Below are 19,032 nucleotides of genomic sequence, written 5' to 3' on the forward strand. Positions count from 1 at the left end.
GCTCACGGCGGCTGGAGGTCTGTCGAGGGGGATGGCGGCGCAGCTTGCGACGGCTGGGGGTCTGTCGAGCGGGGTGATGGCGCAGCTCACGGCGGCTGGAGGTCTGTCGAGGGGGATGGCGGCGCAGCTTGCGACGGCTGGGGGTCTGTCGAGCGGGGTGATGGCGCAGCTCACGGCGGCTGGAGGTCTGTCGAGGGGGATGGCGGCGCAGCTCGCGACGGCTGGGGGTCTGTCGAGCGGGGTGATGGCGCAGCTCACGGCGGCCGGAGGTCTGTCGAGGGGGATGGCGGCGCAGCTCGCGACGGCGGCAGGTCCGTCGATCGGGGTAGTCGCCCAATGGGCTCGGCTGTCCGCTCAGTTCGCAGCCACGATGCCGGAACTCGACGTCGATCCCGATCGCCGCCTGGTCGAGATCTCGGGCTTTCTCTCGACGGTCGATGCGGCAGGGATCCTCAAGGAGGAGGCCGAGGATCTACTACAGGACCCTGAGACGTGGCTCAGTAACACAGAGACAGCCGCTGAAAGCGGAGACGAGCAGGCCAACAGTGCTCTTCTCCTTGTCCGCTACCTCTTCGCATGCTTCCTCCTACTCGCCCGCCGGCTCGACCCCTCGGCCAGAACGGTCGAACGCTACGCGCCCCTGATCGCCATCTCCGTTCTCTTGGTGGTCATCGCGGGAACGTTGAACGCTAACAACCCCAAGCTGTTGGAGAAGGTCAACGGCCTCCTGAGCTCTCCGATTGGCATCGTCAGCCTCTACGTGGCGCTACGCCCTGCTGCGTCGGCGATCAGGTCAAGAAGGAGGAAGCCCAGCATGCCTCTCCGGGGCGCCAGCAGACCGGGGAGGCGAGTTTTGCGGAGGCGTCGCTAGTTGAATCTCCTTGTCGGGCAGTTGTAGACCTTCCGGTCCGGACGGGGCCAAGGTGGAGCGCCCTACCGGACGAGTCTCAAAGACGGCTGTCAAGCGACGGCGGAAGCCGACGGCCAGGGTGTCGCCGGAGTACGACGACAGCTGGAGGCACCGAAGCGAACAGCGGCCTAGACACTCGGGGCGCCCAAGGACGACCGCCCGAGTGTCTAGGCCGCTCTTCGGCAGTCTGACGCGCAACCGTGCGCGTCAAACTGCGCGTCAATCCGTACGAACGCATCCAGACGCCTACGGACGCCTAGGGACCCTCCGTCGCAGGTCAACGGGCATGCGAGTGGAGGTCAACTGTCCATGATCGTTGCTTGACACGGAAGAAGTCACTGGTTCAAACCCAGTATCGCCCACCACCGATAGGCGCAGCCTGCTCATAGGCTGCGCCTATTCGCCTTTTCGGTGGTGGATTCCTCGCGCTCGCTTCGCTCGCTCCAGGCGGGGGCTGCGCCACCCCGCACCCCCCGATGCCTCGCTTCGCATCGGCACTGCTTCGCTTTGCTCGCCAAAACCCGCCTGCCGGTCGATCTTCGTTCAACCAGTCTCGTCCATGGCCTCGGCCATGGCGACCTAGCCTCGGCGGGCATCCCGGATGCCGAGCTGAGTGCCTCAGCCCTCAACGAGGCTCCGATCTCCGTGGTGATCAAGTCCCGATGGATGATCTCGCTGTGAGTCCAGAGGAGTTGCTGTCACTGGCCCGATCCGACAGGTGGGCGGATCGAGCACGGGCCGGCCGCGAACTCAGCGGCCTTGTTGGCAGCCAGCAGGTCGACGCCGCCGTGCGGTCCTTGCTGCTTGATCCCGGTGACACTGCCGTGATTGACGCGACCGCCGAGGCACTTCTGCAACGCGGTGACGTTACGGCGCTGCGGCTGTTCGCAGGTGCCTGGGAACAGGCCGACGGCGAGCAGGCAGACCACCTCAGCGGTGTCCTGGGCGGCCTGTTCTTCACGTTGTTCTGTGGCTCGCCAGCAGATCGTGATCGCTTCCGCTCGGCCCTGCACGAGCTGCTTGCCGACGCCGACGTGGCCGTCCGTAATGGCGCCCAAGATCTCCTGAACAATTTGCATCGAGTCCTACCGGAGTAATGCATGGGGTCACGCCACATTCGACGTGACCCCATGCCTTGCCGAATAGCCTGCGATCAGCCGCCGAGAGTTTCGACGGGCTGACCCGTGATGGCGGCGATCAGGTCGAAATCCTTGTCGACGGCGAGAACCGTCAGTCCTGCCTTCTCGGCAGCGGCCGCGATCAACATATCCGGAATGGACGGGGCGCGGTGCTGACCGCAGTCAGCCAGCAACATCTGCACCTCGAAGGCGCGGTCCTCGACGGCTGGAGTCAGATGCTCGACCGGCATCAACGCCAGCGGGGGTAACGCGAACTGCCCACGCCCGGCATCTCCGGATCGTACCGAATAGCCGAGTTCAAGCCGGGTGATGGCGGACAGGCGCACCAGACCCCGGCTGATGCGCGTGCTCCATTCATCGCGGTTTGTCTGTGACTCCTTGCTGGGATCGCTGCCGCCGAGCGCGTCGCGCAGCCGCCGGCGGGCGCGGTTGAGGCGGGAACGCACGGTGCCGACCGGCACGTCGAGCGCCGCCGCGGTCTCCCTCGTAGGTCAGGGCGCCCCAGACGACCAGCAGCAGCACGTCGCGCTCCGCGCCGTGAGCCCGGTCAGCACGCCGGCCAGCCGCCGGACGGTCGCCTCGGCGGTGACGTTGGCCGCGATGGCGTCGGCGTGGTTGTCCGCGACGACCGGGTCGATGCCGCTGCGGGCCCAGGCGCGGTACTGGGCGCGCTCCGCGCGGGCGTGGCGGCGCAGCAGGTTGGTGGCGATGCCGTACGGCCACGGCAGCGCGCGCTCGGCCTGCGGGTCGTAGCCGTGCCGGCTGCGGAAGGTGGCCAGGAACGTCTCGGCCGTGAGGCCGCCTTGGCCGGACCGGACCGGGGACAGTTCTTCCTGTCCCCCATCGCGACATAAGGTGAGGTTTATACTGGCGGCATGCGGCAGGTCGTGTTGCTCGCCCCGGTCGACGAGTGGTTCCTTGGCCTGTGCGAAACCGATCCGACCACTGCCAACCGAGTCATGGAGGCGATTGACCACCTAGCGCAGGCCGGTCCTGGCCTCGGGCGGCCGATGGTCGACCGGGTCCACGGCAGCCGTCTGCACAACTTGAAAGAACTCAGGCCCGGCTCAGCAGGCCGCTCCGAGATCCGCCTGCTGTTCATCTTCGACGCTGAGCGGGATGCGGTGATCCTGGTCGCTGGTGACAAGGCTGGTCAGTGGGTCCGGTGGTACGACGAGAACATTCCGATCGCGGAGAGTCGATACGAGCAGTACCTGGTCGAACGGAAGAACGAGGAGACATCATGACCGCGCGCAGGTGGAGCGATGTCAAGGCTGAGGCAATGGCTCAGCAGCCGTGGCTGGCCAGTGCCGAGGCCGAGGCCGAGCGGGCGCAGATCCGCGCCGAAAATCTCGGCCGCATCCGAGGGCATGAACTCGCCGAGATGCGCAAGTCTGCTGGCCTCACTCAGGCCGAGGTCGCCGCGATCCTCCGGGTCAGCCAGGCCCGTGTTTCTCAGATCGAGCACGGACAGGTGGACAGCCTGGACATGCTGCGCGCCTACGCCGAAGCCCTCGGCGCCGAGGTCTCCATCGTCGTCTCCCGGGGGCCGCTCACGCTACGGGTTGCCTGATTCCGGTTCTGCTACCTGCCTGCCCGTCTGCGGCGCTACTCGGCCTGGCCATCCATCGGTTGACGCTTCGCTCGCTTGGCGCGGCTTCGCTGCGCTTGCCGAGTGGCCTCGCTTCGCATCGGCTGTCGAGGACCCGGCGCCGCGGCCGAGGCCGACTGCGATCGACACGCGCCGAAATCTCGGCCGCATCCGAGGGCATGTGAACCGGATCGAGGTCGCCGGTGGAACCCTTAGCCCAAGAACGAGCATGAGGCAGCGCTGTCGACAGAACCAATTCGGGCCAGGGGCGCTGTACGTCGCCGCCTCCCGTGCCGAGCAAGGAGTGCTCAACGGGCCGGGTACGATGATCGGCTGTCTCTGCCACAGCGGCGTATGTCGAGCCCCGTACAAGTAGCCAACGGGAGGTGACGTGGACGGCCAGGAGCGCCCGCTGATGCGGGAGTACAACGGCCTGATCTGGATCGGCGATCAGCCGGGCATCCGCCTGGAGATGCTCGCCCCGTCGCTTGAGGCCGCGGGGGCCCTGGTCATCGAGACGTACGGGAAGGGCACGTCATCTCCATCTGGAACGAGAAGGACAGCCACACCCCGCGGTAGCCGGCCTCAGGCGTCGGCCAGCTCGATGCCGGTGGGCGCCCGCAGACACTGCGCCTGCTCACGAGCAAGACCATGACATACCGCGGAAGGCTTTTGTTCGGTGAAGCCGGGCGGTCTCGACAGCCGTTCTACCGGAGTCCCGTTGCCACATCACCGCAACATATGCCGCCCATGTGCTGCGTGTAACGCCAAGGAAGTGTGCGCAGTCGTCCGCTGTCCACCAATCGGTGGGCAGCGCGAGGGGCAGCCACCCCTTCTACGAGTCGCCCTGGTCGAGCGTCGTTGTTCGAGACGGGCTGCTGCTCGCAATTGCTTGCGCGTGCCGCCGTTTGACACGTAGCCAGGTGACCCAGATGGCGGCCGCACTACCTACCCATCCCGCGAGTGCGTTGCTGAGGAAATAGGCCCACCCAGGCTGCGAGTGGAGGGGCCGGATCTGATCAGCGATGAACAAGACCACTAACGCGACCAGCAACAGTACGATTGCGGTGATGATCAGATGCCGAACCCGAGATCGCGCCGCAGGGCTGAACGTGACGATGAGCGGCCCCAAGGCCGCGGCGAACGGCACCCTCGGGAAGCCCTTGGGTGTCCCCGGCCAGATAACATCGAGGAGAAACAACACAACGCTCATGGCCACGACGGCCACCGTGACCCGGATAATGTCCGACTTCCACGGATATTCTTCAGCAGCCGCCACGCGAACACGATAATTGCCGCTTGTGACATGCGCCGTCCACCAAGCGGACCGTACTCCCCGATCACGGCTGAGCGCGGAAGAGGTCACTGGTTCAAACCCAGTATCGCCCACGCAGCGAAGGGGGCTGTCGAGCCGATCGACAAGCCCTCTTCCGTGTTCCTGAGTGCCTACAGATGACGGTAGTTGCCTTCGGCGCCTCTGGGAACGACCGGGTCTGGCGTGGCCGCCTCGGCCGGACCGGATCGGGGACAAGTCCTTCATGGGTGGGGTCTCTTCAGCAAGATCGCGGGATCCGCGTTCTCCGCGTTGAGCCCGGCCGACCATACCGGAGTATGGTAATTATATGGCGACGAAGAAGGTTACGGTTACCCTGCCTGAGGAACTCGTGGAAGCGCTCGGGGCCGCAGCCCGCGAGGATGGCGTCGCGCTGTCGCGGCTCGTGGCCAAGGCGGCGGAGTGGGAGCTGCGGCGTCGGGCGGGCCGTCGGCTGATCAACGACTGGCAGGACGAACATGGCGCATTCACGGCGGAAGAACTCGCCGCTGCCAGAGCGGAGATGGCTGCAGCCGATGCCCAGACGTTCAGCGGATACGGGTCGGCGGCCGCGTGAGCATTCCATACGTCTACGACGCCGGTGCGTTGATCGCGATTGACGACAATGACCGGCGGATGTGGGCGATCCACCACTTGGCCATCGAAGAGGGGCGACGCCTACTCGTACCCGCCGTCGTGGTGGGGCAGGCATGGCGTGATGCCCGCCACCAGGTCCAGCTCGGCCGGTTCTTGCACAGCTGCGAGGTCGTACCAGTCGGGCTCGAGCTGGCAAAGGCAGCCGGCATCCTGTGCGGCAAGGCCGGGACCGGTGACGTCGTCGACGCTGTTGTCGTCACGATCGCTCTGTCGCGCGGCGCAATCGTCTTCACCAGCGATCCAGAGGATATCGCACACCTGTCGGCCGCGTCGGACATCAAGCCAGGGCTGGTCGTCCGCCGGCTCTGACGAGTGACCATTAGCCAACAACTGACACGCTGGAACCACTGGTCAGTTTTCTCGGCGGAGTGCGGCGGCGAGGCGGTCGCTGAGCACGGTGACCCGGGGGAGCAGCGGGCGTGCGTACCACGAGCTCTTGCGCTCCCGGAGCAGCCGTTCGCCGTCGGTCTCCCAGCGGAATGCGGGTTTACCGAGAGCTGCCCGGAAGACCTGGTTCACGGTGTCGGGGTGGCGGGCGGCGAGCCGTTGGAGCGGGATCGGGTCGACGCTGTCGTCGTCTAGGTAGGACTTGATCGTTTCCTTGTAGCGCCGCCTGCGCATGAGGGCGGGGTTGTCGAACGCTTCCTGGGCGAGCGCGTAATCGGCATACATCCCCATGCCCGCGGTCTCGTCGAAGATGATCCCAACCGTTTCCGCGGAGAGGTGCAGCCAATCGGTGTCCGTGTCAGGGCCCGTGCTGGCGCCGTCGGTATACGTCTCCCAGAAGGCGGCCATGGCCGTCGGCAGGTCGTCGACGGACACGGTCACCTCATCCGTCCCGAAGTGCCGGACGAATGCGGCCTGCTGGTCGCGTTGCTGCTGCCATCCGGCCGCGACCTTGGCCGGGTTGTGGAAGACCAGTTCGGGGCAGGACGCGGCGACCTGCGCTGCGGCGCGCAGGACGTCGTCGCGGGCGATGGCGGGAAATGGCTGTACCGGACCGCTGATGAGCCATTCGTCGTTGACGGGCACCACCCGTGTGGAGATGAACGATCCGGTCGGCATCTGGTCGAACACCTGGGGCCCGACGTTGGCCCGGATTCGGTACGGCATCTCGTCGATCAGGTTCTCGGCGAGTAGTGCGGCGCCATCGCGTCCGGTCACCTCGAACATCCCCTGGCGCACCTTGCGCCAGCCGAGCAGAAATGCGCGCTCGGCATCAGGCAGGTTCCGCTGGATCTCCAGGTAGCAGTCGATGACGGTGCGTCCGTCGTGCAGCCGGAATTCCTGGAGAAACCAGTCGTAGAAGGCGTACAGGGCCTGCTCGTCCTCGATGACGACGAGCTTGCCGAACCGCTTGCGGATCTCCTGACGGAACTGCTTGTCGAAGCGCGGCTTCTGGGCGAACTCCAGAAGCTGGCGTTTCAGGCTGCCGCTGCGTTCCACCAGGGAATCGGTCGAATCCACCGGGCGAGTGTAGGGCTGGTCGAGTGCGGTGTGGCGGGCAGGCACGATGTTGGGGACCGCAGACGTCGCCAGGCCGGGCGTGTCAGGCCCGCTCAGACGCGCTTTTGCACGGCCTGGCGTCGTTGTGGTCTCGCGCTGGTCAGTAGGGCCAGGTCCAGTCGGGGCGCGCCCGCGCGGGGAACGGGGCCAGGCCGAGATAGCGGCGGTAGGCGGCGTGGCTCCAGATCGGCGGCGGTGGGTGTCTCATGCTTGGACCGGGGACGGCAGGCATGGCCGGAGCGCAGGTCCGCGCGATGGCAGTCGCGAGGTCGGAGTCACATGCGGACAGCGGCAGGCCGGCGCTCATCGCGGTGGCACTGGCAGGCCGTAATGCCCCCGGAGCGTCCGCGCGGTGTACTCCTTGCGGAAGATGCCCTTGCCCTGCAACAGGGGCAGCACGTGGTTGGTGAACTGTTCGAGTGGTTCGCGTCCGCCCGGGATTCGGTAGTTGAAGCCATCGGCGGCGCCGGTCCGGAACCACAGCTCGATGTCGTCGGCCACCTGCTCGGGCGTACCCACGATGAGGTGGTGCCCGAACGCCGCGGTCGCCCGCAGCACGACCTGACGAGCGGTGAAGCCGCCCTGTTCGGCCTCGGCTCGCATGACGGCGGCGCGGCTGGTGAAGCTCTGGCCGGCCGTGGCCCACACCGCTGCGGGGATCGGCGCGTCGAGGTCGAGCCCGCGCACGTCGAGCCCGATCTGATGGTGCAGGCGGACGATCGCCTGGTCCAGGTCGACGTTGGCGTTGAACGCGTCCAGGGCGGCCTGCGCCTCGGCCTCGGTGCTGCCAATGATGGGCAGGATGCCCGGCAGCACGAGGGCGTGGGCCGGGTTGCGCCCGAAGCCCGCCACCCGCCGCTTGAAGTCCTGGTAGAACTCGCGGGCGGCCTCGATGGTGGGCTGGGCGGTGAAGATGGCGTCGGCGTGCCGGGCACCTTGATCGCGGCCGGTGTCGGAGGAACCCGCGTGGAAGATGACCGGACGACCCTGGGGCGAGCGCGGCACGTTGAACAGCGCGTCGAGCTGGAAGTGCTTACCCCGGAAGGGGACGGGGCGGATCTTGCCATGGTCCAAGGTCGCCGTCGGCCACGGCCCGGCGACGAATGCGTCGGGCTCCCAGCTGTCCCAGAGTGCCTTGACGATTTCGATGTACTCCTCGCCGCGCTCGTAGCGCAGCGCGTGCTCCGGGTGCGCGGTCGGTCCGAAGTTCGGCGCCACCGACGGCTGCGACCCGGTTACCGCGTTCCAGCCGACGCGGCCGCCGGTGAGCTGGTCGAGCGTCGCGATTTTCCGGGCCGTGTTGTACGGCTCGGAGTACGTGGTGAGGATCGTCGGCGCCAAACCAAGGTACGTCGTGTGGGCGGCGATCACGGACAGGACGGTGAACGGCTCCGGCGTCGTGTACCCCTCGCCAAGACTGGGACTGTCGGCCAGGAAGATGGCGTCGAACAGCGCCCGCTCGGCGTCCTGGGCGAGGCGCACCAGCGCGTCGATGCTCCACGCGCGACCGGCGTCGACGCCGGGTTGCCGCCACGCCTCGAACGGCGGGCTGAAGAGGTTGAGCACGAGCTGTCGGTCGGTCACGGGATCTCCTCCGGTCTCAGGTCGCAGGGGTCCAGCCCAGCAGCGGCGCGGTGTCACGGGCGATGCGTTCGAGGCCCCGCAGGGCCACATCGACCGTGTGCCGGTGGCCCCGGCCGACTTCGACCGACTCCAGCAGTCCGGTGACGGCGATGATGTAGTCGACCTCCGGCAGCAGCGCGGCGTCGGCGCGCAACCCCTCGGCCACGTCCTGGGCCGAGCCGGTCTTGAGGTTCACCCCGGTGATGATGTCGTCGAAGGTGAGATCGTCGGCCGGAACACCCCGCACGTCGGCGATGCGCTTGCGGGAGCTTTCCAGGAAGCGGTTCAGGTCATCGAGGGCACCGGCGCGCGAGGCGCCGGCGTAGATGTTGCGGATGCCACCCAGCCGGGGGGTCAGCAGCGGGGCGATCTCGGACGGGGCCTCGACCGGACCGACCGTGCGCCACTCGTCGAGGTAGGCGTCGATGATGGGGCGCTGCACGGTCTTCGCGTCCAATGTGGCCGTTCCGAACAACGCGCCGAGCCCGGTCCGGGCGGCCCGCCGGGCCGACTCCGGACTGCCGGGGGTACGCCACAGCCGCTGGGCCAGACCGGTTCCGTCGACATGGATGCGCTGGTCGGTGCCCCGCAGCGGCCGCCCGCTGAGCGCGTCGAGCAGCACGCCCAAGTGCTCGTCGAAGAGCTTGCCCGGATTCGACGCGTCCACCCCGTACGCGGCGTACTTGTCGATGTTCGCCGCGCCGGTGCCCAGTCCGAGCTGCAGCCGGCCGCCGGCGATGCCGTCGAGGGTCAGCGCGTCGTTGGCGAGCTGCAGCGGCTCGGTCAGGGGCAGCGTGACTACGGCCACGCCGAGGCCGATCCGGTGGGTGTGGACCGCGACCGGCGCGAACGACACCAGCGGCGACGGAGCCGAACCCAGCTCGGGCCGCACGAGCAGGTGCTGGGCCAGGAAGCCGATGTCGTAGCCGAGCTCCTCGGCGCCGACGAACAGCCGGACGAGTTCCTCGTTCGCCTCGGCCGGCGGCGAAGCAGTGTTGGCGTGGGTGAAGAAGCCGAGGCGGAACGGCTTGGCGGTCACAGGCGCTGTCCTTTCCAAGAGTCCACGGTGGTCATGCTGGGTCACTCGCCGCTCGCGACCCGGCGCCAGCGGGTGGTGCGGCGCTCGGCCAGGAGGAAGATCGAGTTGAATACGTAGCCGACGAAGGCCACCGTCACCACCGCGGCCAGCAACTGGTTGATGTTGAAGGTCTGCTGGGCGTTGAGGATGTAGAACCCGATTCCGTCGTTGCCGGCCAGCATGCCGACGACCACGGCCAGCACCAGCGAGATGCCCAGCGACTGGCGCATCCCGACGAGGATGAACGGCGTGGCGTACGGGAGGGCGATCTCCCGCTGCGTCTGCCACCATGTCAACCGGTATGTCTGCGCCGTCTCGTTGAGCACTTTGGACACTCCGCGCGCGCCGGCGTACGAGTTGATGATCATTGGGAAGATGCCGGCGGCCAGGAAGACGGCGATCTTCATGGACTCCCCGATGCCCAGGAAGAGCACGAAGATCGGCAGGATGGCGGTCGTCGGCGTCAGGCGCAGGACCTCGACCGTCGGCTCCAGCAGGCCCCACACGACGCGGGAGCGGCCCATCAGGAACCCGATGCCGACGCCGAGCGGAACCGCGAGCGCAAGACCGATGCCCATGGTACGCAACGTGCGGCCCAGGTCGGGCAGAAGTTGGCCCTGGGTGATCTCATGGAGCCAGGTCTGGGCGATCCGGTCGGGAGCGGAGATGGTCGGGTTGAAATGGATCTCCGACGAAATCTGCCAGACGACGATGGCCAATGCGACCAGGGTCCAGCCGGACGCCCGGCTACGCAGGAAGCGCAGCAGCGACCGGCCGACCCGGATCGACGGCACGCCCGTGGTCTGCGGGCCCCTGGTTGCCGCGACCGGAGGCCGGGCTTCGGTCAGGTCAGCCATGTGCGGCTCACTCCAAGCCCAGCACGAGGCCGAACACCTCGCGCCGAAGTCGCAGGTACCGCGGGTCCTCCCGGACGTCGACCTGCGTGCGCGGATAGGGAATGTCCACTGTGGCGTCGCGGGCGATACCGGCGCCGGCCTCGTGGAGCACGATGACGCGCTGCGACAGGAACAGCGCCTCCTCGATGTCGTGGGTGACGAACAGCACGGTGAGGTCGTGCTGCCGCCAGATCCGTAGGAGCAGATCCTGCAGGTTCGACCGGCTCAGGGCGTCGACCGCGCTGAACGGCTCGTCGAGCAGCAGCACCTGGGGGGAGGCGGCCAGCGCCCGCGCGATGGCCACCCGTTGCTGCATGCCCCCGGACAGTTCGCCCGGGTACCGGCTGAACGTCCCGGCGAGTCCGACCTCGGCCAGGTAGCCGTTGATGATCTCGTTCTCCTCGGCCCGGCTACGGGCCCGGCGCGGCCCGTGCCGGTGGCGGAGTCCGAACCGGACGTTGTCCCCGACCGTCCGCCACTGCAGCAGCGACTCGTTGTAGTTCTGGAACACGTAGCGCGCGCTGTCGGGCGGCCCGTCGACCCGGTCGGCTCCGATGTGGATCGATCCGGACGACACCGCCTCCAGCCCGGCGACCAGCCGCAGGAAGGTGGACTTCCCGCAGCCTGAGCGTCCGACCACCGACACGAAACTGCCCCGGTCGATGGTCAGGCTGACCGGACGCAGCGCGCGTACCACATTGCCGTCGAGGGCCACGTAGTCCTTGCCGGCGCCGGCCAGCACGATGTCGCCCGACAGTCCACTATGGGCTCGCACGTCACGGTCGACGGCGGGGCTCTCCGTGCTCGTCACGGTGTACCGCCCGATGAGGACTTGGTCGCCGAGGCGAAGACGTGCGACTTCCAGTCCACGCCCTTGGCAACCTTGTCCGGTGCGTACTTCAGGCCGAGTTCGTACCAGGACTGCGTGGCGTCCAGGTTGATCGGGCCGGTCTGGTAGTAGGTCGGCAGCAGGTTGCGCAGCTTGGCGTCGTCCCCGCCGGCGATCTTCTTGAAGTCGAGCTTGTAGTACTGCTGCACGAGATCCGCCTGCTCCGACGGCGACACGGCGTTCCACCACGCGTGGAACTCATACAGGGCCTTGGCGAACGCGTGGGCGATCTCGGGGTGCTTGCGCGCGTAGTCGCCGGTGGTCCAGAATGCGGCCGTCGTGGCGTCGGGGTTGGACCACGCCTTGGTCGAGGTGTTCCCGACGGTGGTGAAGTTGTAGCCGGTCTTGCCGTCGTTGGAGTAGGCCCCGGTCCAGTGCCCGGCCCACACGTCGTAGTCGCCGCGTTCCAGGGCCTGTGGCGCGCCGGTCGCGTCCTGGATAATGACGAAGGTCACGCTGTTCGAGTCGACCCCGTTGGCATCGAGGAAGCCGCGCGTGTTCACGGTGAACTGCGGCACTGGCGACACACCGACCTTCTTGCCGGCGAGGTCGGCCGCGGTCTTGACCGGTCCGCCCGATTTCACCAGGAACGGCAGGCTCGTCAGGTTGGTGTTGTTGTTCGCGACGAGCTGGATGTCGAAGCCGTTGCCGAGCGCGTTGATGCCGGCGTAGAAATCCGCGTATCCGATGTCGAGGCTGCCACCCTGCAGTGCGGCGAGAGTGGCCACACCGCTCTGGGTCTGGGTGAGCTTGGGGTCGAGGCCGTACTTCGAGAAATACCCCTTCGCCTTGGCGATTTCCAGGGCGTTGGCGTAGCCCGCGTCGGCCACGGTGATCTTGACCGGGTTGGCGGGATCGAGCGCACTGGGCGAGGCCGACGGCGCCTCCTCCCCGCACGCGGTGAGCGTCGACGCGAGAAGCATGGACGCTAAGGCGGCGGCCAGCCGCGGGAAACTGGACACGAGAGGTTCCTCCACTATGGACTAACAGACAGGAATCAGCGGAATCGGAGGGTTTACGGAAGCCCGATCGGCGATGGACCGGCGCCAGGCAATGCGTGCGAGACGCTGCGATGCGACACGCTGGTGCGACGAGGTCGTCGACAGCGGCGGCGTGGCGCTAACAGCGCGCGCTACGGACCCGCAGCAGATCGGCGCCACGTTCGCGCGTCAGCAGCGGTGGTCCCCCGCCCACGTGATCAAGTGTGTGCCGTCCCGCCTGCTATTGTCAATCAAGCCGATAGGAATTCCAGCCTTTAGGACGGCTGGGCCATGTCGTACGCAGCCGGAGACGTCGTCGCCGGCTCCCCCCACGATCGCCATCCGCGACATGTGGCCCGACCCGAAAGGATCCGCATGACCACCACTGGTACCGACGCTGTCATTTCTGCCACCGCCCTGAGAACGCTGCTCGACTCCGGCGCCGACGTCGTGCTGCTCGACATCCGCCGCAACGCCGACCACGGACTACGGCACGAGTACGAGGCCGGGCATCTGCCCGGGGCGCACTACGTCGAGCACTCCACGCAACTCGCCGGCGTCCGCACGCCGGAATCGGGCAAGAACCCGTTGCCGACCGACGAACAGATCCAGGCGGCGGTGACCGGCTGGGGCATCCACCCGTCGTCGACCGTCGTCGTCTACACCCGCGGCGCCGCCCCGCCGGCCACCCGGGCCTGGTGGGTGCTGACCTGGGCGGGCGTGCCGGACGTCCGGTACCTCGATGGCGGCCTGGACGCCTGGACGGCCGCCGGCGGGGAGCTCACCACCGACGAGCCGGCTCCGGGCGGCGGGACGTTCGAGGTGCGTACGGGTTCGCTGCCGACCATCGACGCGGACGACGCCGGGGCGCTGGCCCGTTCCGGGCTGCTCCTGGACGCCCGGCCTCGCGAGGCGTACCTGGGCGACGCGGAACAGCCGGGCCAGGGCCACATCCCGGGCGCGGTGAGCGTGCCGTACTCCGACAACCTCGACGATGACGGCCTGCTCCGCGACGACGAGAGCCTGCGCGCCCTCTACGTCGGGCACGGAGTCGACGGCGCGACCCCGCTCGGTCTGTACTGCGGCGGCGGGGTCGGCGCGACCACCGGCATCCTCGTGCTGCACCGGCTCGGAATCCCGGCCGCGCTCTACCCTGGCTCGTGGACCCAGTGGAGCGCCGACCCCACCCGGCCGGTCGCCACCGGCACCGAACCCGGCTGAGCTCGAGCCCTGCCGGACCCCGACCGGGCACACAGCGCGTCGACGATTTGTTATATCTGATGCGTGACTCAGCCGGTGCCGGATCCAGCCGTCTCACCGTCACTCGTCGCCGACATCACCACCAGCCCGCCCGCGCCGGCGGCACAACCGCGCCAGCGGGGCCTGCTTCTACTGATCCTGGTCGCGGCGCTCGTCCTCCTGGCAGTCGCCGGTGCCGGATTCGTAGGCGGTTTCCTCTTCGGCCGCCCGGCCGCGGAGAAGTACACGGTCTGGGTCTATCTCAAGACCGACGCCAACGACAGTGACAAGGTCGAGGTTCGCAAGGCGCTGGAACGGCTGCACCCCGACAATGCGATCCGGTTCGTCACCAAGGAGCAGGCGGAGGCCAAGGCGAAGGAGACGTTCCACGACTACCCCGACGCCCTCAAATACATGACCGCGGAGAACCTCCCGGAGTCGTTCGAGGCGGACCTGGTGACCCGGAGCATCACCTGCAAGGACATCAGCCCGATCTGGAAAATGGAGGGCGTCGAGAAGGTGACCGTCGGCCGCAAGTACCACGACGACGTTCCCGGCGCGACGATCGGCTGCTGACGCATTTCGACCGGCATGCACGGGAAGGGGCGTTGATGTCGTTGCCGGAGCGCGGGCCGTGGCTCGTCACCGCGACCTCGTCGTCGGTCGACTGGGTCGTCGCGGCCACCGCGCTCGCCGCGACGTCCGGCGGCCGGGCCGCGGTGGTCATCGTCGGGGCCGGGCCCGACCTGCCTTCCGCCCACCTCCTCCGCGCCCACGTCGCGACCCTGGTTGCGGTCGAGGGGGAACACCTGAGCCTCGATGACGTCGCGGCGATTGTCCGGGCGCTTTCGGGCACCCACATCCGGGTGTTGGCGGTTGCGTCCGACGGCCTCGTCACGCCCCTCGGCGATGGCGGCTGGACGGCGGCTGACCTTGCCGCCGAGGTACATGCGCCGGTCGCCGTCATCACCGGCACCGGCGCCGACGCGGTCGGTCACGCGATCCTCATGCTCGAGGCGCTCGAAACCCGGCGCATCCCCGCGTCCGTCATCGCGGTCGGCGACGGTGGCGACTTCTCCGCGCTGCCTGTACGGCTCGCCGGCCAGATCCCCGCTGACGCGCTCGAGCACCGGGACCGGTTCGCGGAGGCGGCCCGCGAGTGGGTGCATCCGCTGACCGGCATGGCCGACCCGGCGACCTCGGCCGGCAACGAGGCTGACAAGCCTGTGGAGACCGCGCCCGCCAAACCCGACCTCCAGACGCGCATCGCCAAGAAGGCGGCGCTGGGCCTGGCGGTGGCGCTGGTCGTGGCGCTGGTGGTGCTGTTCCTGTGCAACGGCGTCGGGATGAGCGCATTCACCATGCGCGAGGCCGAGCTACACACACCCCCGCCGGCCCAGCCATCCGTCCACGTTCAGCCACCCGTACCCCGCCGTTCCCCCGAGCGGGCATGCCCGCCCAGCCGCTTCGGTCCCACGGCCGCCGCACAGGATCCGACCGCCGGCGCCCGGGTCGAGGCCGCGTGGACCCGGATCGAGCGGTGGCTGGCGGCCAAGGCGCCGGTGTCGTACGCCTCGCTGCGCGGGCCCGCAGCGCCGCAGCGAATCGCCGCCGCGCAGGCCGGGATGTCGGTGGCGTTCCCGCCCGACCTGGTCGCCTCGTTGCGCCGGCACGACGGGGTCGAGGCAGCCGCGGCCTTCACCCTGCCGCCGTTTCACCGGCCGCTGCCGCTCGCCCAGATCGTCGCCACGTGGACCGTCAACTGCCGGGTGCTGGCCGACCTCGCACCCGGCCCGGACTGGTGGGACAAGGGGTTCGTGCCGTTCGCCGCCGATGGTGGCGGTGGCTGCCTGCTTGCCGACCAGCGCCCCGGCCACCACGGGCGGGTCGGCGAGTTCGACCCGGAAACCGGTGCGCGGTTCGAGCGCTGGCCGGCCTCGACCGCCGAACTGCTCGAAGACGTGGCGGACGCGCTCGAAACCGGGTCGCCATTCGATGGGCGGTACCAGCCAACCGTCACCGCCGCCGGCGAGTTGGACTGGACGATCCTCCGCACCCCACGGTGAGGCCGAGGGCAGAATCGGGCGAACGACCCTGTCAGCTCGCCGTCTCTCTTTATTCGGCTACTCGTGCCATGGGGTTCGATCGTCCTCGCTCGTCGAGGATCCCGGGGAACTGGAGCTCGCCTGAGGCGTAGGCGAGGCAGCGGTCGGTCAGCTCCGCCGGCATGCCGGTGTGTTCGGCAAGGAAGCGGATCCATTCCGGTAGCACTGCGACGAGCTCGGCGGCGAAGTCGTCCTTGTAGTAGTCCCGCAGGTTCAGCACAGCCACTGCGACCTTGTGCGGTGAGCAGAGCGGATACAGCGTTGGCTGTTCGCGCGGGGACCAGGAGTCGGCCAACTCCGTGGCCAGCTCCTCGACCCCGACCGGGCCGTCGTCCGATCCGTCACCCGCCGGCACGTCGGGACAGCCGAGCTGGCGTAGCCGCTGGCCGAACTGTCTGCTCGCGTCGTCGGCCGTCAGCGGTACGAACGTCCGCCCGCGCCCCCGGCGCACTGCCTCGCGGGCGGCTCGGCCGAGCCGCCGGCTGTGCAGGAACTCGGCATACTGCTGCTGATCTTCTCCGCCCAGCCGGATCTCCTCGAACTCGCCGCGCCGGCCGCGGTGTGGCCGACCACCTCCTGCCAGGCGGCCATCGCGGACTCGGCCGACGGGTGGAAGCCACTGTGCACGGTGACGACCTCAGATCCGCATGCGTCCACATCCCACAGGTACCACCGGTCCTGGCCGCTTGCCGACGCAAACGGCGCGACCACGGCCCAACGGCTGCCATAGGCGTCGCGTGCCCACAACACCGGACCGTTCACGGTGCGGCCGCGCCTGATCTCCCGTGCCGCGCGGGCGCCGACATGTTCGGCGACCAAACCCTGTGCGGACTCGCTCAGCGGGATCGGCAGTACACCGGCGACAACCGTCAACAGCCGCCTTGGAGGCGGTCACCACCTCCGCGTCGTCCTCCCCGCCGCTCGCCCCGGTGATTCGGCCGAGCAGGCCGTCCGGCGTCGCGACCAGTCGGCCCGGGATGAGGGTGCGTGGCGAGCCCTGGAATCGGGCGTGGTCCGCGCCGGGTCACACGGGTGCGTTGACCGCGAACAGGACGAGGCAGGCGGCGATCGGCAGGAGAATCGGGCAGAACGGGCCGCGGACATCTCCGCCTCCTGGCCGTGCAACCCAGCCGGGGTGAGGTCGTGTCGTACCAGCGTCACGCGAGAGGAGGTTGGATGCGGAAGGCAGACGAGGACGAGTTCCACGAGTACGTGCGTGGTCGCATGGACCGGTGGCGGCGCAGTGCGTACCTGCTTTGTCAGGATTGGCATTTCGCCGATGACCTGGTGTCGATCACCGTTACCAAGCTGTTCCGCAATTGGTCGAAGGTCAGGCGGGCGGACAATCCGGACGCCTACGCTCAGAAGGTTCTCACCCGTTCGTGGCTCAGTGAAAGTCGCCGATCGTGGAGGAGCCGGGAGCGGTCTGCGGCTGACCTGCCGGAGCAGCCATGGACGCCGACGGACCGGGTCGGGAGTCGCGACTCGCTCGAGGCGCTGCTGCGATCGCTGGGTCCCCGCCAGCGGGCGGTGTTGGTCCTGCGGTTCTACCTGGACTACTCCGTCGAGGAGACCGCGACGATCCTGCGGATCTCGCCGGGCACCGTCAAGAGTCAATCCGCGCGGGGGCTGGACACGCTGCGCGCGGCGGTCTCATCCGGGTCCCACACCAATTGATGGAGGAAAGTCATGACACAGCATCTGTTCGATGAGGTGGTCGGCACACCTCCGCCGTCCACGGTGGACGTTCACGCGCTGGTACGCCGGGAAAAGCGTGCTCAGGCCGGCCGCCGAGCCGGTTACGGCATGATGGCGGTGGTAGCACTGGCGGTGTCCGCCGGTGTGCTGGTGTCCGTCTCGGGTCAGGATCGAAACCCTCACCCCGCGCCTCCGGTAGCGCAGGGTGCTCCAGATCTGCGATTCCAGCTGCTGGCCAATGACAAGGCATCAGCGGAGGCCACCGCGAAGCATTTGAGTGCGGCGCTCAACGATGCGTTGAAGCGGGCTGCGCCCGAGGCGAAGTGGGTAAACGTCAAGGACGGCGGCGCTGCTGACCCGACCGCCGAAGGTCTGCCGCACATCGCCGCGGTCAACCTGTCCGACTCGCGAGCCGCGTACTTCAGCGGTTCTGTCAACGTCGAGGCCGGCAAGCACGTGGGCGTGTTGAGCCTGACGACCATGGGCGATGTTGGCCAGGCCAACCCCCGGGACCCGACCAACCCGGAGAAGAAGAAGCAGCCGATCAAACTCGACTGTGCTGGTGCGGAAGCCTGCACCGAAGGCGTCGCGCCCAATGGCCAGAAGACTCTCACGATTGCGGGTCAAACCGGCAACGTCTACCTGCGATCGGTCCGGGTCGGGATCCCTGACAACCGGATTCTCATCATCCAGGTAGGAAGCACGAACAGTAACGAAGCACCGCTGACCGTGCAGCAGATCACGGCGATCGTGGTGGATGTGGCCGGCTACATCAAGCAGTAACCGATCCAGGGCCTGCCGGAGTCACGACAGGGACAGATTGAGCGCCCGCACAGAGACTGTGCGGGCGCTCAATCCTCGCTGTGGGTTCCTGCCGGTGGCCGGTCAGACGCCGCGGACATTCTCCGCCTGCGGACCCTTCTGCCCCTGGGTCACCTCGTATTCAACCTTCTGGCCTTCCGCGAGCTCACGGTAGCCACTGCTGGCGATGGCCGAGTAGTGGACGAAGACGTCCGCCCCTCCGTCATCCTGCTGGATGAAACCGAAACCCTTTTCGGAATTGAACCACTTGACGGTACCGCGAGCCACACGTTCCTCCTGATGGTGGTGGGAACCCGTCCGTCGCCAATCGCCGGCGACAAACTCCCACCCAGGCCGACCATACTCTCCCCGGGGGAATAGGTAGTCGCTGGCTCCCCTCACGCAACCCTCGCGATCGGCACCACGAGCTTCACGCCGGCCATCTGGCGCCCGGACGCCTTCACGTATGCCGAGACGCGCGCTCTGTCATGCCTGGTCCCCGCGCGCGGCGATGGCAGCCTGGATGCGCCGTACGGTGCGCAGGGCCTTCTTCGCCGCGACGCGAACCTCGCCGTCGAAGACCGTCGCGCCGCGGTCCTCGGCCTGCA

General features: G+C 68.1%; 24 protein-coding genes and 1 pseudogene. 11 read left to right on the forward strand and 14 right to left on the reverse strand.

Features of this window, described 5'->3' with window-relative positions; all coding sequences use genetic code 11:
• Positions 1–871 (forward strand): hypothetical protein (locus ABT297_RS39735; protein ID WP_350558152.1); only part of this gene is annotated, 871 nt, incomplete at its 5' end.
• A gap of 546 nt (positions 872–1,417) precedes the next feature.
• Positions 1,418–1,591: a hypothetical protein gene (locus ABT297_RS39740; RefSeq protein WP_350558155.1), complete on the forward strand. Its 174-nt coding sequence runs from the start codon at positions 1,418–1,420 to the stop codon at positions 1,589–1,591.
• Positions 1,592–1,608: 17 nt separating this feature from the next.
• On the opposite strand, the gene ABT297_RS39745 is transcribed toward ABT297_RS39740, so the two are convergent.
• The 4 genes and pseudogenes from ABT297_RS39745 to ABT297_RS39760 all read right to left on the reverse strand — a co-directional run bounded on the left by ABT297_RS39745 (position 1,609) and on the right by ABT297_RS39760 (position 3,026).
• Positions 1,609–1,989 (reverse strand): hypothetical protein, encoded by a 381-nt coding sequence (locus ABT297_RS39745; protein ID WP_350558158.1) that lies wholly within the window; start codon positions 1,987–1,989, stop codon positions 1,609–1,611.
• A gap of 74 nt (positions 1,990–2,063) precedes the next feature.
• Positions 2,064–2,495 (reverse strand): PIN domain nuclease, encoded by a 432-nt coding sequence (locus ABT297_RS39750; protein ID WP_350558216.1) that lies wholly within the window; start codon positions 2,493–2,495, stop codon positions 2,064–2,066.
• A pseudogene (locus ABT297_RS39755) lies at positions 2,469–2,525 on the reverse strand (RNA polymerase subunit sigma-70); the annotation flags it as partial. The pseudogene ABT297_RS39755 and the gene ABT297_RS39750, both read right to left, overlap by 27 nt.
• A gap of 15 nt (positions 2,526–2,540) precedes the next feature.
• Positions 2,541–3,026, reverse strand: coding sequence for a hypothetical protein (locus ABT297_RS39760; RefSeq protein WP_350558219.1), 486 nt, complete (start codon positions 3,024–3,026; stop codon positions 2,541–2,543).
• Between ABT297_RS39760 and ABT297_RS39765 the strand changes: the two genes are divergently transcribed.
• Together ABT297_RS39765 and ABT297_RS39770 are read left to right on the forward strand one after the other, a co-directional pair.
• A complete protein-coding gene (locus tag ABT297_RS39765) occupies positions 2,925–3,296 on the forward strand; it encodes a type II toxin-antitoxin system RelE/ParE family toxin (protein WP_350558161.1) in 372 nt (123 codons plus the stop codon). The genes ABT297_RS39760 and ABT297_RS39765 overlap by 102 nt on opposite strands.
• Positions 3,293–3,622, forward strand: coding sequence for a helix-turn-helix domain-containing protein (locus tag ABT297_RS39770; RefSeq protein WP_350558164.1), 330 nt, complete (start codon positions 3,293–3,295; stop codon positions 3,620–3,622). The genes ABT297_RS39765 and ABT297_RS39770 overlap by 4 nt, the downstream gene beginning before the upstream one ends.
• Positions 3,623–4,475: 853 nt before the next feature.
• Here the strand turns inward: ABT297_RS39770 and ABT297_RS39775 are convergent.
• Complete coding sequence (locus ABT297_RS39775; protein ID WP_350558167.1) at positions 4,476–4,919, reverse strand: hypothetical protein; 444 nt, start codon at positions 4,917–4,919, stop codon at positions 4,476–4,478.
• A 343-nt stretch (positions 4,920–5,262) separates the two neighbouring features.
• On the opposite strand from ABT297_RS39775, the gene ABT297_RS39780 reads away from it, so the two are divergent.
• The gene (locus tag ABT297_RS39780; RefSeq protein ID WP_350558170.1) at positions 5,263–5,529 is read left to right on the forward strand and encodes a YlcI/YnfO family protein; all 267 of its coding nucleotides are present in this window, start codon (positions 5,263–5,265) and stop codon (positions 5,527–5,529) included.
• The gene (locus tag ABT297_RS39785) at positions 5,526–5,918 is read left to right on the forward strand and encodes a type II toxin-antitoxin system VapC family toxin (RefSeq protein WP_350558173.1); all 393 of its coding nucleotides are present in this window, start codon (positions 5,526–5,528) and stop codon (positions 5,916–5,918) included. The genes ABT297_RS39780 and ABT297_RS39785 overlap by 4 nt, the downstream gene beginning before the upstream one ends.
• A 42-nt stretch (positions 5,919–5,960) precedes the next feature.
• On the opposite strand, the gene ABT297_RS39790 is transcribed toward ABT297_RS39785, so the two are convergent.
• The 6 genes from ABT297_RS39790 to ABT297_RS39815 all read right to left on the reverse strand — a co-directional run bounded on the left by ABT297_RS39790 (position 5,961) and on the right by ABT297_RS39815 (position 12,563).
• The gene (locus ABT297_RS39790; protein WP_350558176.1) at positions 5,961–7,076 is read right to left on the reverse strand and encodes a DUF7986 domain-containing protein; all 1,116 of its coding nucleotides are present in this window, start codon (positions 7,074–7,076) and stop codon (positions 5,961–5,963) included.
• Positions 7,077–7,418: 342 nt separating this feature from the next.
• The gene (locus ABT297_RS39795; RefSeq protein WP_350558179.1) at positions 7,419–8,699 is read right to left on the reverse strand and encodes an NtaA/DmoA family FMN-dependent monooxygenase; all 1,281 of its coding nucleotides are present in this window, start codon (positions 8,697–8,699) and stop codon (positions 7,419–7,421) included.
• Positions 8,700–8,715: 16 nt separating this feature from the next.
• On the reverse strand, positions 8,716–9,777 hold the full coding sequence (locus ABT297_RS39800; protein WP_350558182.1) for an LLM class flavin-dependent oxidoreductase: 1,062 nt from the start codon (positions 9,775–9,777) through the stop codon (positions 8,716–8,718).
• Between the two features lie 41 nt (positions 9,778–9,818).
• Positions 9,819–10,673, reverse strand: coding sequence for an ABC transporter permease (locus ABT297_RS39805; RefSeq protein ID WP_350558185.1), 855 nt, complete (start codon positions 10,671–10,673; stop codon positions 9,819–9,821).
• Positions 10,674–10,680: 7 nt separating this feature from the next.
• Positions 10,681–11,523, reverse strand: coding sequence for an ABC transporter ATP-binding protein (locus tag ABT297_RS39810; RefSeq protein WP_350558188.1), 843 nt, complete (start codon positions 11,521–11,523; stop codon positions 10,681–10,683).
• The gene (locus ABT297_RS39815) at positions 11,520–12,563 is read right to left on the reverse strand and encodes an ABC transporter substrate-binding protein (RefSeq protein WP_350558191.1); all 1,044 of its coding nucleotides are present in this window, start codon (positions 12,561–12,563) and stop codon (positions 11,520–11,522) included. Before ABT297_RS39815 ends, ABT297_RS39810 begins: the two co-directional genes overlap by 4 nt.
• Before the next feature lie 393 nt (positions 12,564–12,956).
• Here ABT297_RS39815 and ABT297_RS39820 point away from each other — a divergent pair, with 393 nt between their 5' ends.
• The 3 genes from ABT297_RS39820 (at position 12,957) to ABT297_RS39830 (ending at position 15,886) form a co-directional block, all read left to right on the forward strand.
• Positions 12,957–13,802 (forward strand): sulfurtransferase, encoded by an 846-nt coding sequence (locus tag ABT297_RS39820; RefSeq protein WP_350558194.1) that lies wholly within the window; start codon positions 12,957–12,959, stop codon positions 13,800–13,802.
• 63 nt (positions 13,803–13,865) lie between these two features.
• The gene (locus ABT297_RS39825; RefSeq protein WP_350558197.1) at positions 13,866–14,396 is read left to right on the forward strand and encodes a permease-like cell division protein FtsX; all 531 of its coding nucleotides are present in this window, start codon (positions 13,866–13,868) and stop codon (positions 14,394–14,396) included.
• A 35-nt stretch (positions 14,397–14,431) separates the two neighbouring features.
• Positions 14,432–15,886: an SMI1/KNR4 family protein gene (locus ABT297_RS39830; RefSeq protein ID WP_350558200.1), complete on the forward strand. Its 1,455-nt coding sequence runs from the start codon at positions 14,432–14,434 to the stop codon at positions 15,884–15,886.
• A 49-nt stretch (positions 15,887–15,935) separates the two neighbouring features.
• Here the strand turns inward: ABT297_RS39830 and ABT297_RS39835 are convergent, their stop codons facing one another.
• Both ABT297_RS39835 and ABT297_RS39840 read right to left on the reverse strand, forming a co-directional pair.
• Positions 15,936–16,280 (reverse strand): hypothetical protein, encoded by a 345-nt coding sequence (locus ABT297_RS39835; protein ID WP_350558203.1) that lies wholly within the window; start codon positions 16,278–16,280, stop codon positions 15,936–15,938.
• Between the two features lie 59 nt (positions 16,281–16,339).
• On the reverse strand, positions 16,340–16,798 hold the full coding sequence (locus tag ABT297_RS39840) for a hypothetical protein (RefSeq protein ID WP_350558206.1): 459 nt from the start codon (positions 16,796–16,798) through the stop codon (positions 16,340–16,342).
• Positions 16,799–17,101: 303 nt separating this feature from the next.
• Here ABT297_RS39840 and ABT297_RS39845 point away from each other — a divergent pair, with 303 nt between their 5' ends.
• Both ABT297_RS39845 and ABT297_RS39850 read left to right on the forward strand, forming a co-directional pair.
• Positions 17,102–17,602 carry a sigma-70 family RNA polymerase sigma factor gene (locus ABT297_RS39845; protein WP_350558209.1) on the forward strand — a complete coding sequence of 167 codons (501 nt, stop codon included), beginning with the start codon at positions 17,102–17,104 and terminating at the stop codon, positions 17,600–17,602.
• 12 nt (positions 17,603–17,614) lie between these two features.
• Positions 17,615–18,406 carry a hypothetical protein gene (locus ABT297_RS39850; RefSeq protein WP_350558212.1) on the forward strand — a complete coding sequence of 264 codons (792 nt, stop codon included), beginning with the start codon at positions 17,615–17,617 and terminating at the stop codon, positions 18,404–18,406.
• Positions 18,407–18,508: 102 nt separating this feature from the next.
• On the opposite strand, the gene ABT297_RS39855 is transcribed toward ABT297_RS39850, so the two are convergent.
• Entirely contained in the window at positions 18,509–18,712 is a 204-nt protein-coding gene (locus tag ABT297_RS39855) for a cold-shock protein (RefSeq protein WP_345121772.1), read from the reverse strand.
• Positions 18,713–19,032: the final 320 nt, after the last annotated feature.

Source organism: Dactylosporangium sp. NPDC000555, from assembly GCF_040300025.1.
In the GTDB taxonomy this organism is placed as follows: Bacteria; Actinomycetota; Actinomycetes; order Mycobacteriales; family Micromonosporaceae; genus Dactylosporangium.

Coding starts and splice junctions, on each gene's coding strand:
- ABT297_RS39820 (WP_350558194.1), top strand. CDS start 12,957: ATGACCACCACTGGTACCGACGCTGTCATTTCTGCCACCGCCCTGAGA.
- ABT297_RS39745 (WP_350558158.1), bottom strand. CDS start 1,989: ATGCAAATTGTTCAGGAGATCTTGGGCGCCATTACGGACGGCCACGTC.
- ABT297_RS39805 (WP_350558185.1), bottom strand. CDS start 10,673: ATGGCTGACCTGACCGAAGCCCGGCCTCCGGTCGCGGCAACCAGGGGC.
- ABT297_RS39770 (WP_350558164.1), top strand. CDS start 3,293: ATGACCGCGCGCAGGTGGAGCGATGTCAAGGCTGAGGCAATGGCTCAG.
- ABT297_RS39830 (WP_350558200.1), top strand. CDS start 14,432: ATGTCGTTGCCGGAGCGCGGGCCGTGGCTCGTCACCGCGACCTCGTCG.
- ABT297_RS39780 (WP_350558170.1), top strand. CDS start 5,263: ATGGCGACGAAGAAGGTTACGGTTACCCTGCCTGAGGAACTCGTGGAA.
- ABT297_RS39845 (WP_350558209.1), top strand. CDS start 17,102: ATGCGGAAGGCAGACGAGGACGAGTTCCACGAGTACGTGCGTGGTCGC.
- ABT297_RS39765 (WP_350558161.1), top strand. CDS start 2,925: ATGCGGCAGGTCGTGTTGCTCGCCCCGGTCGACGAGTGGTTCCTTGGC.
- ABT297_RS39850 (WP_350558212.1), top strand. CDS start 17,615: ATGACACAGCATCTGTTCGATGAGGTGGTCGGCACACCTCCGCCGTCC.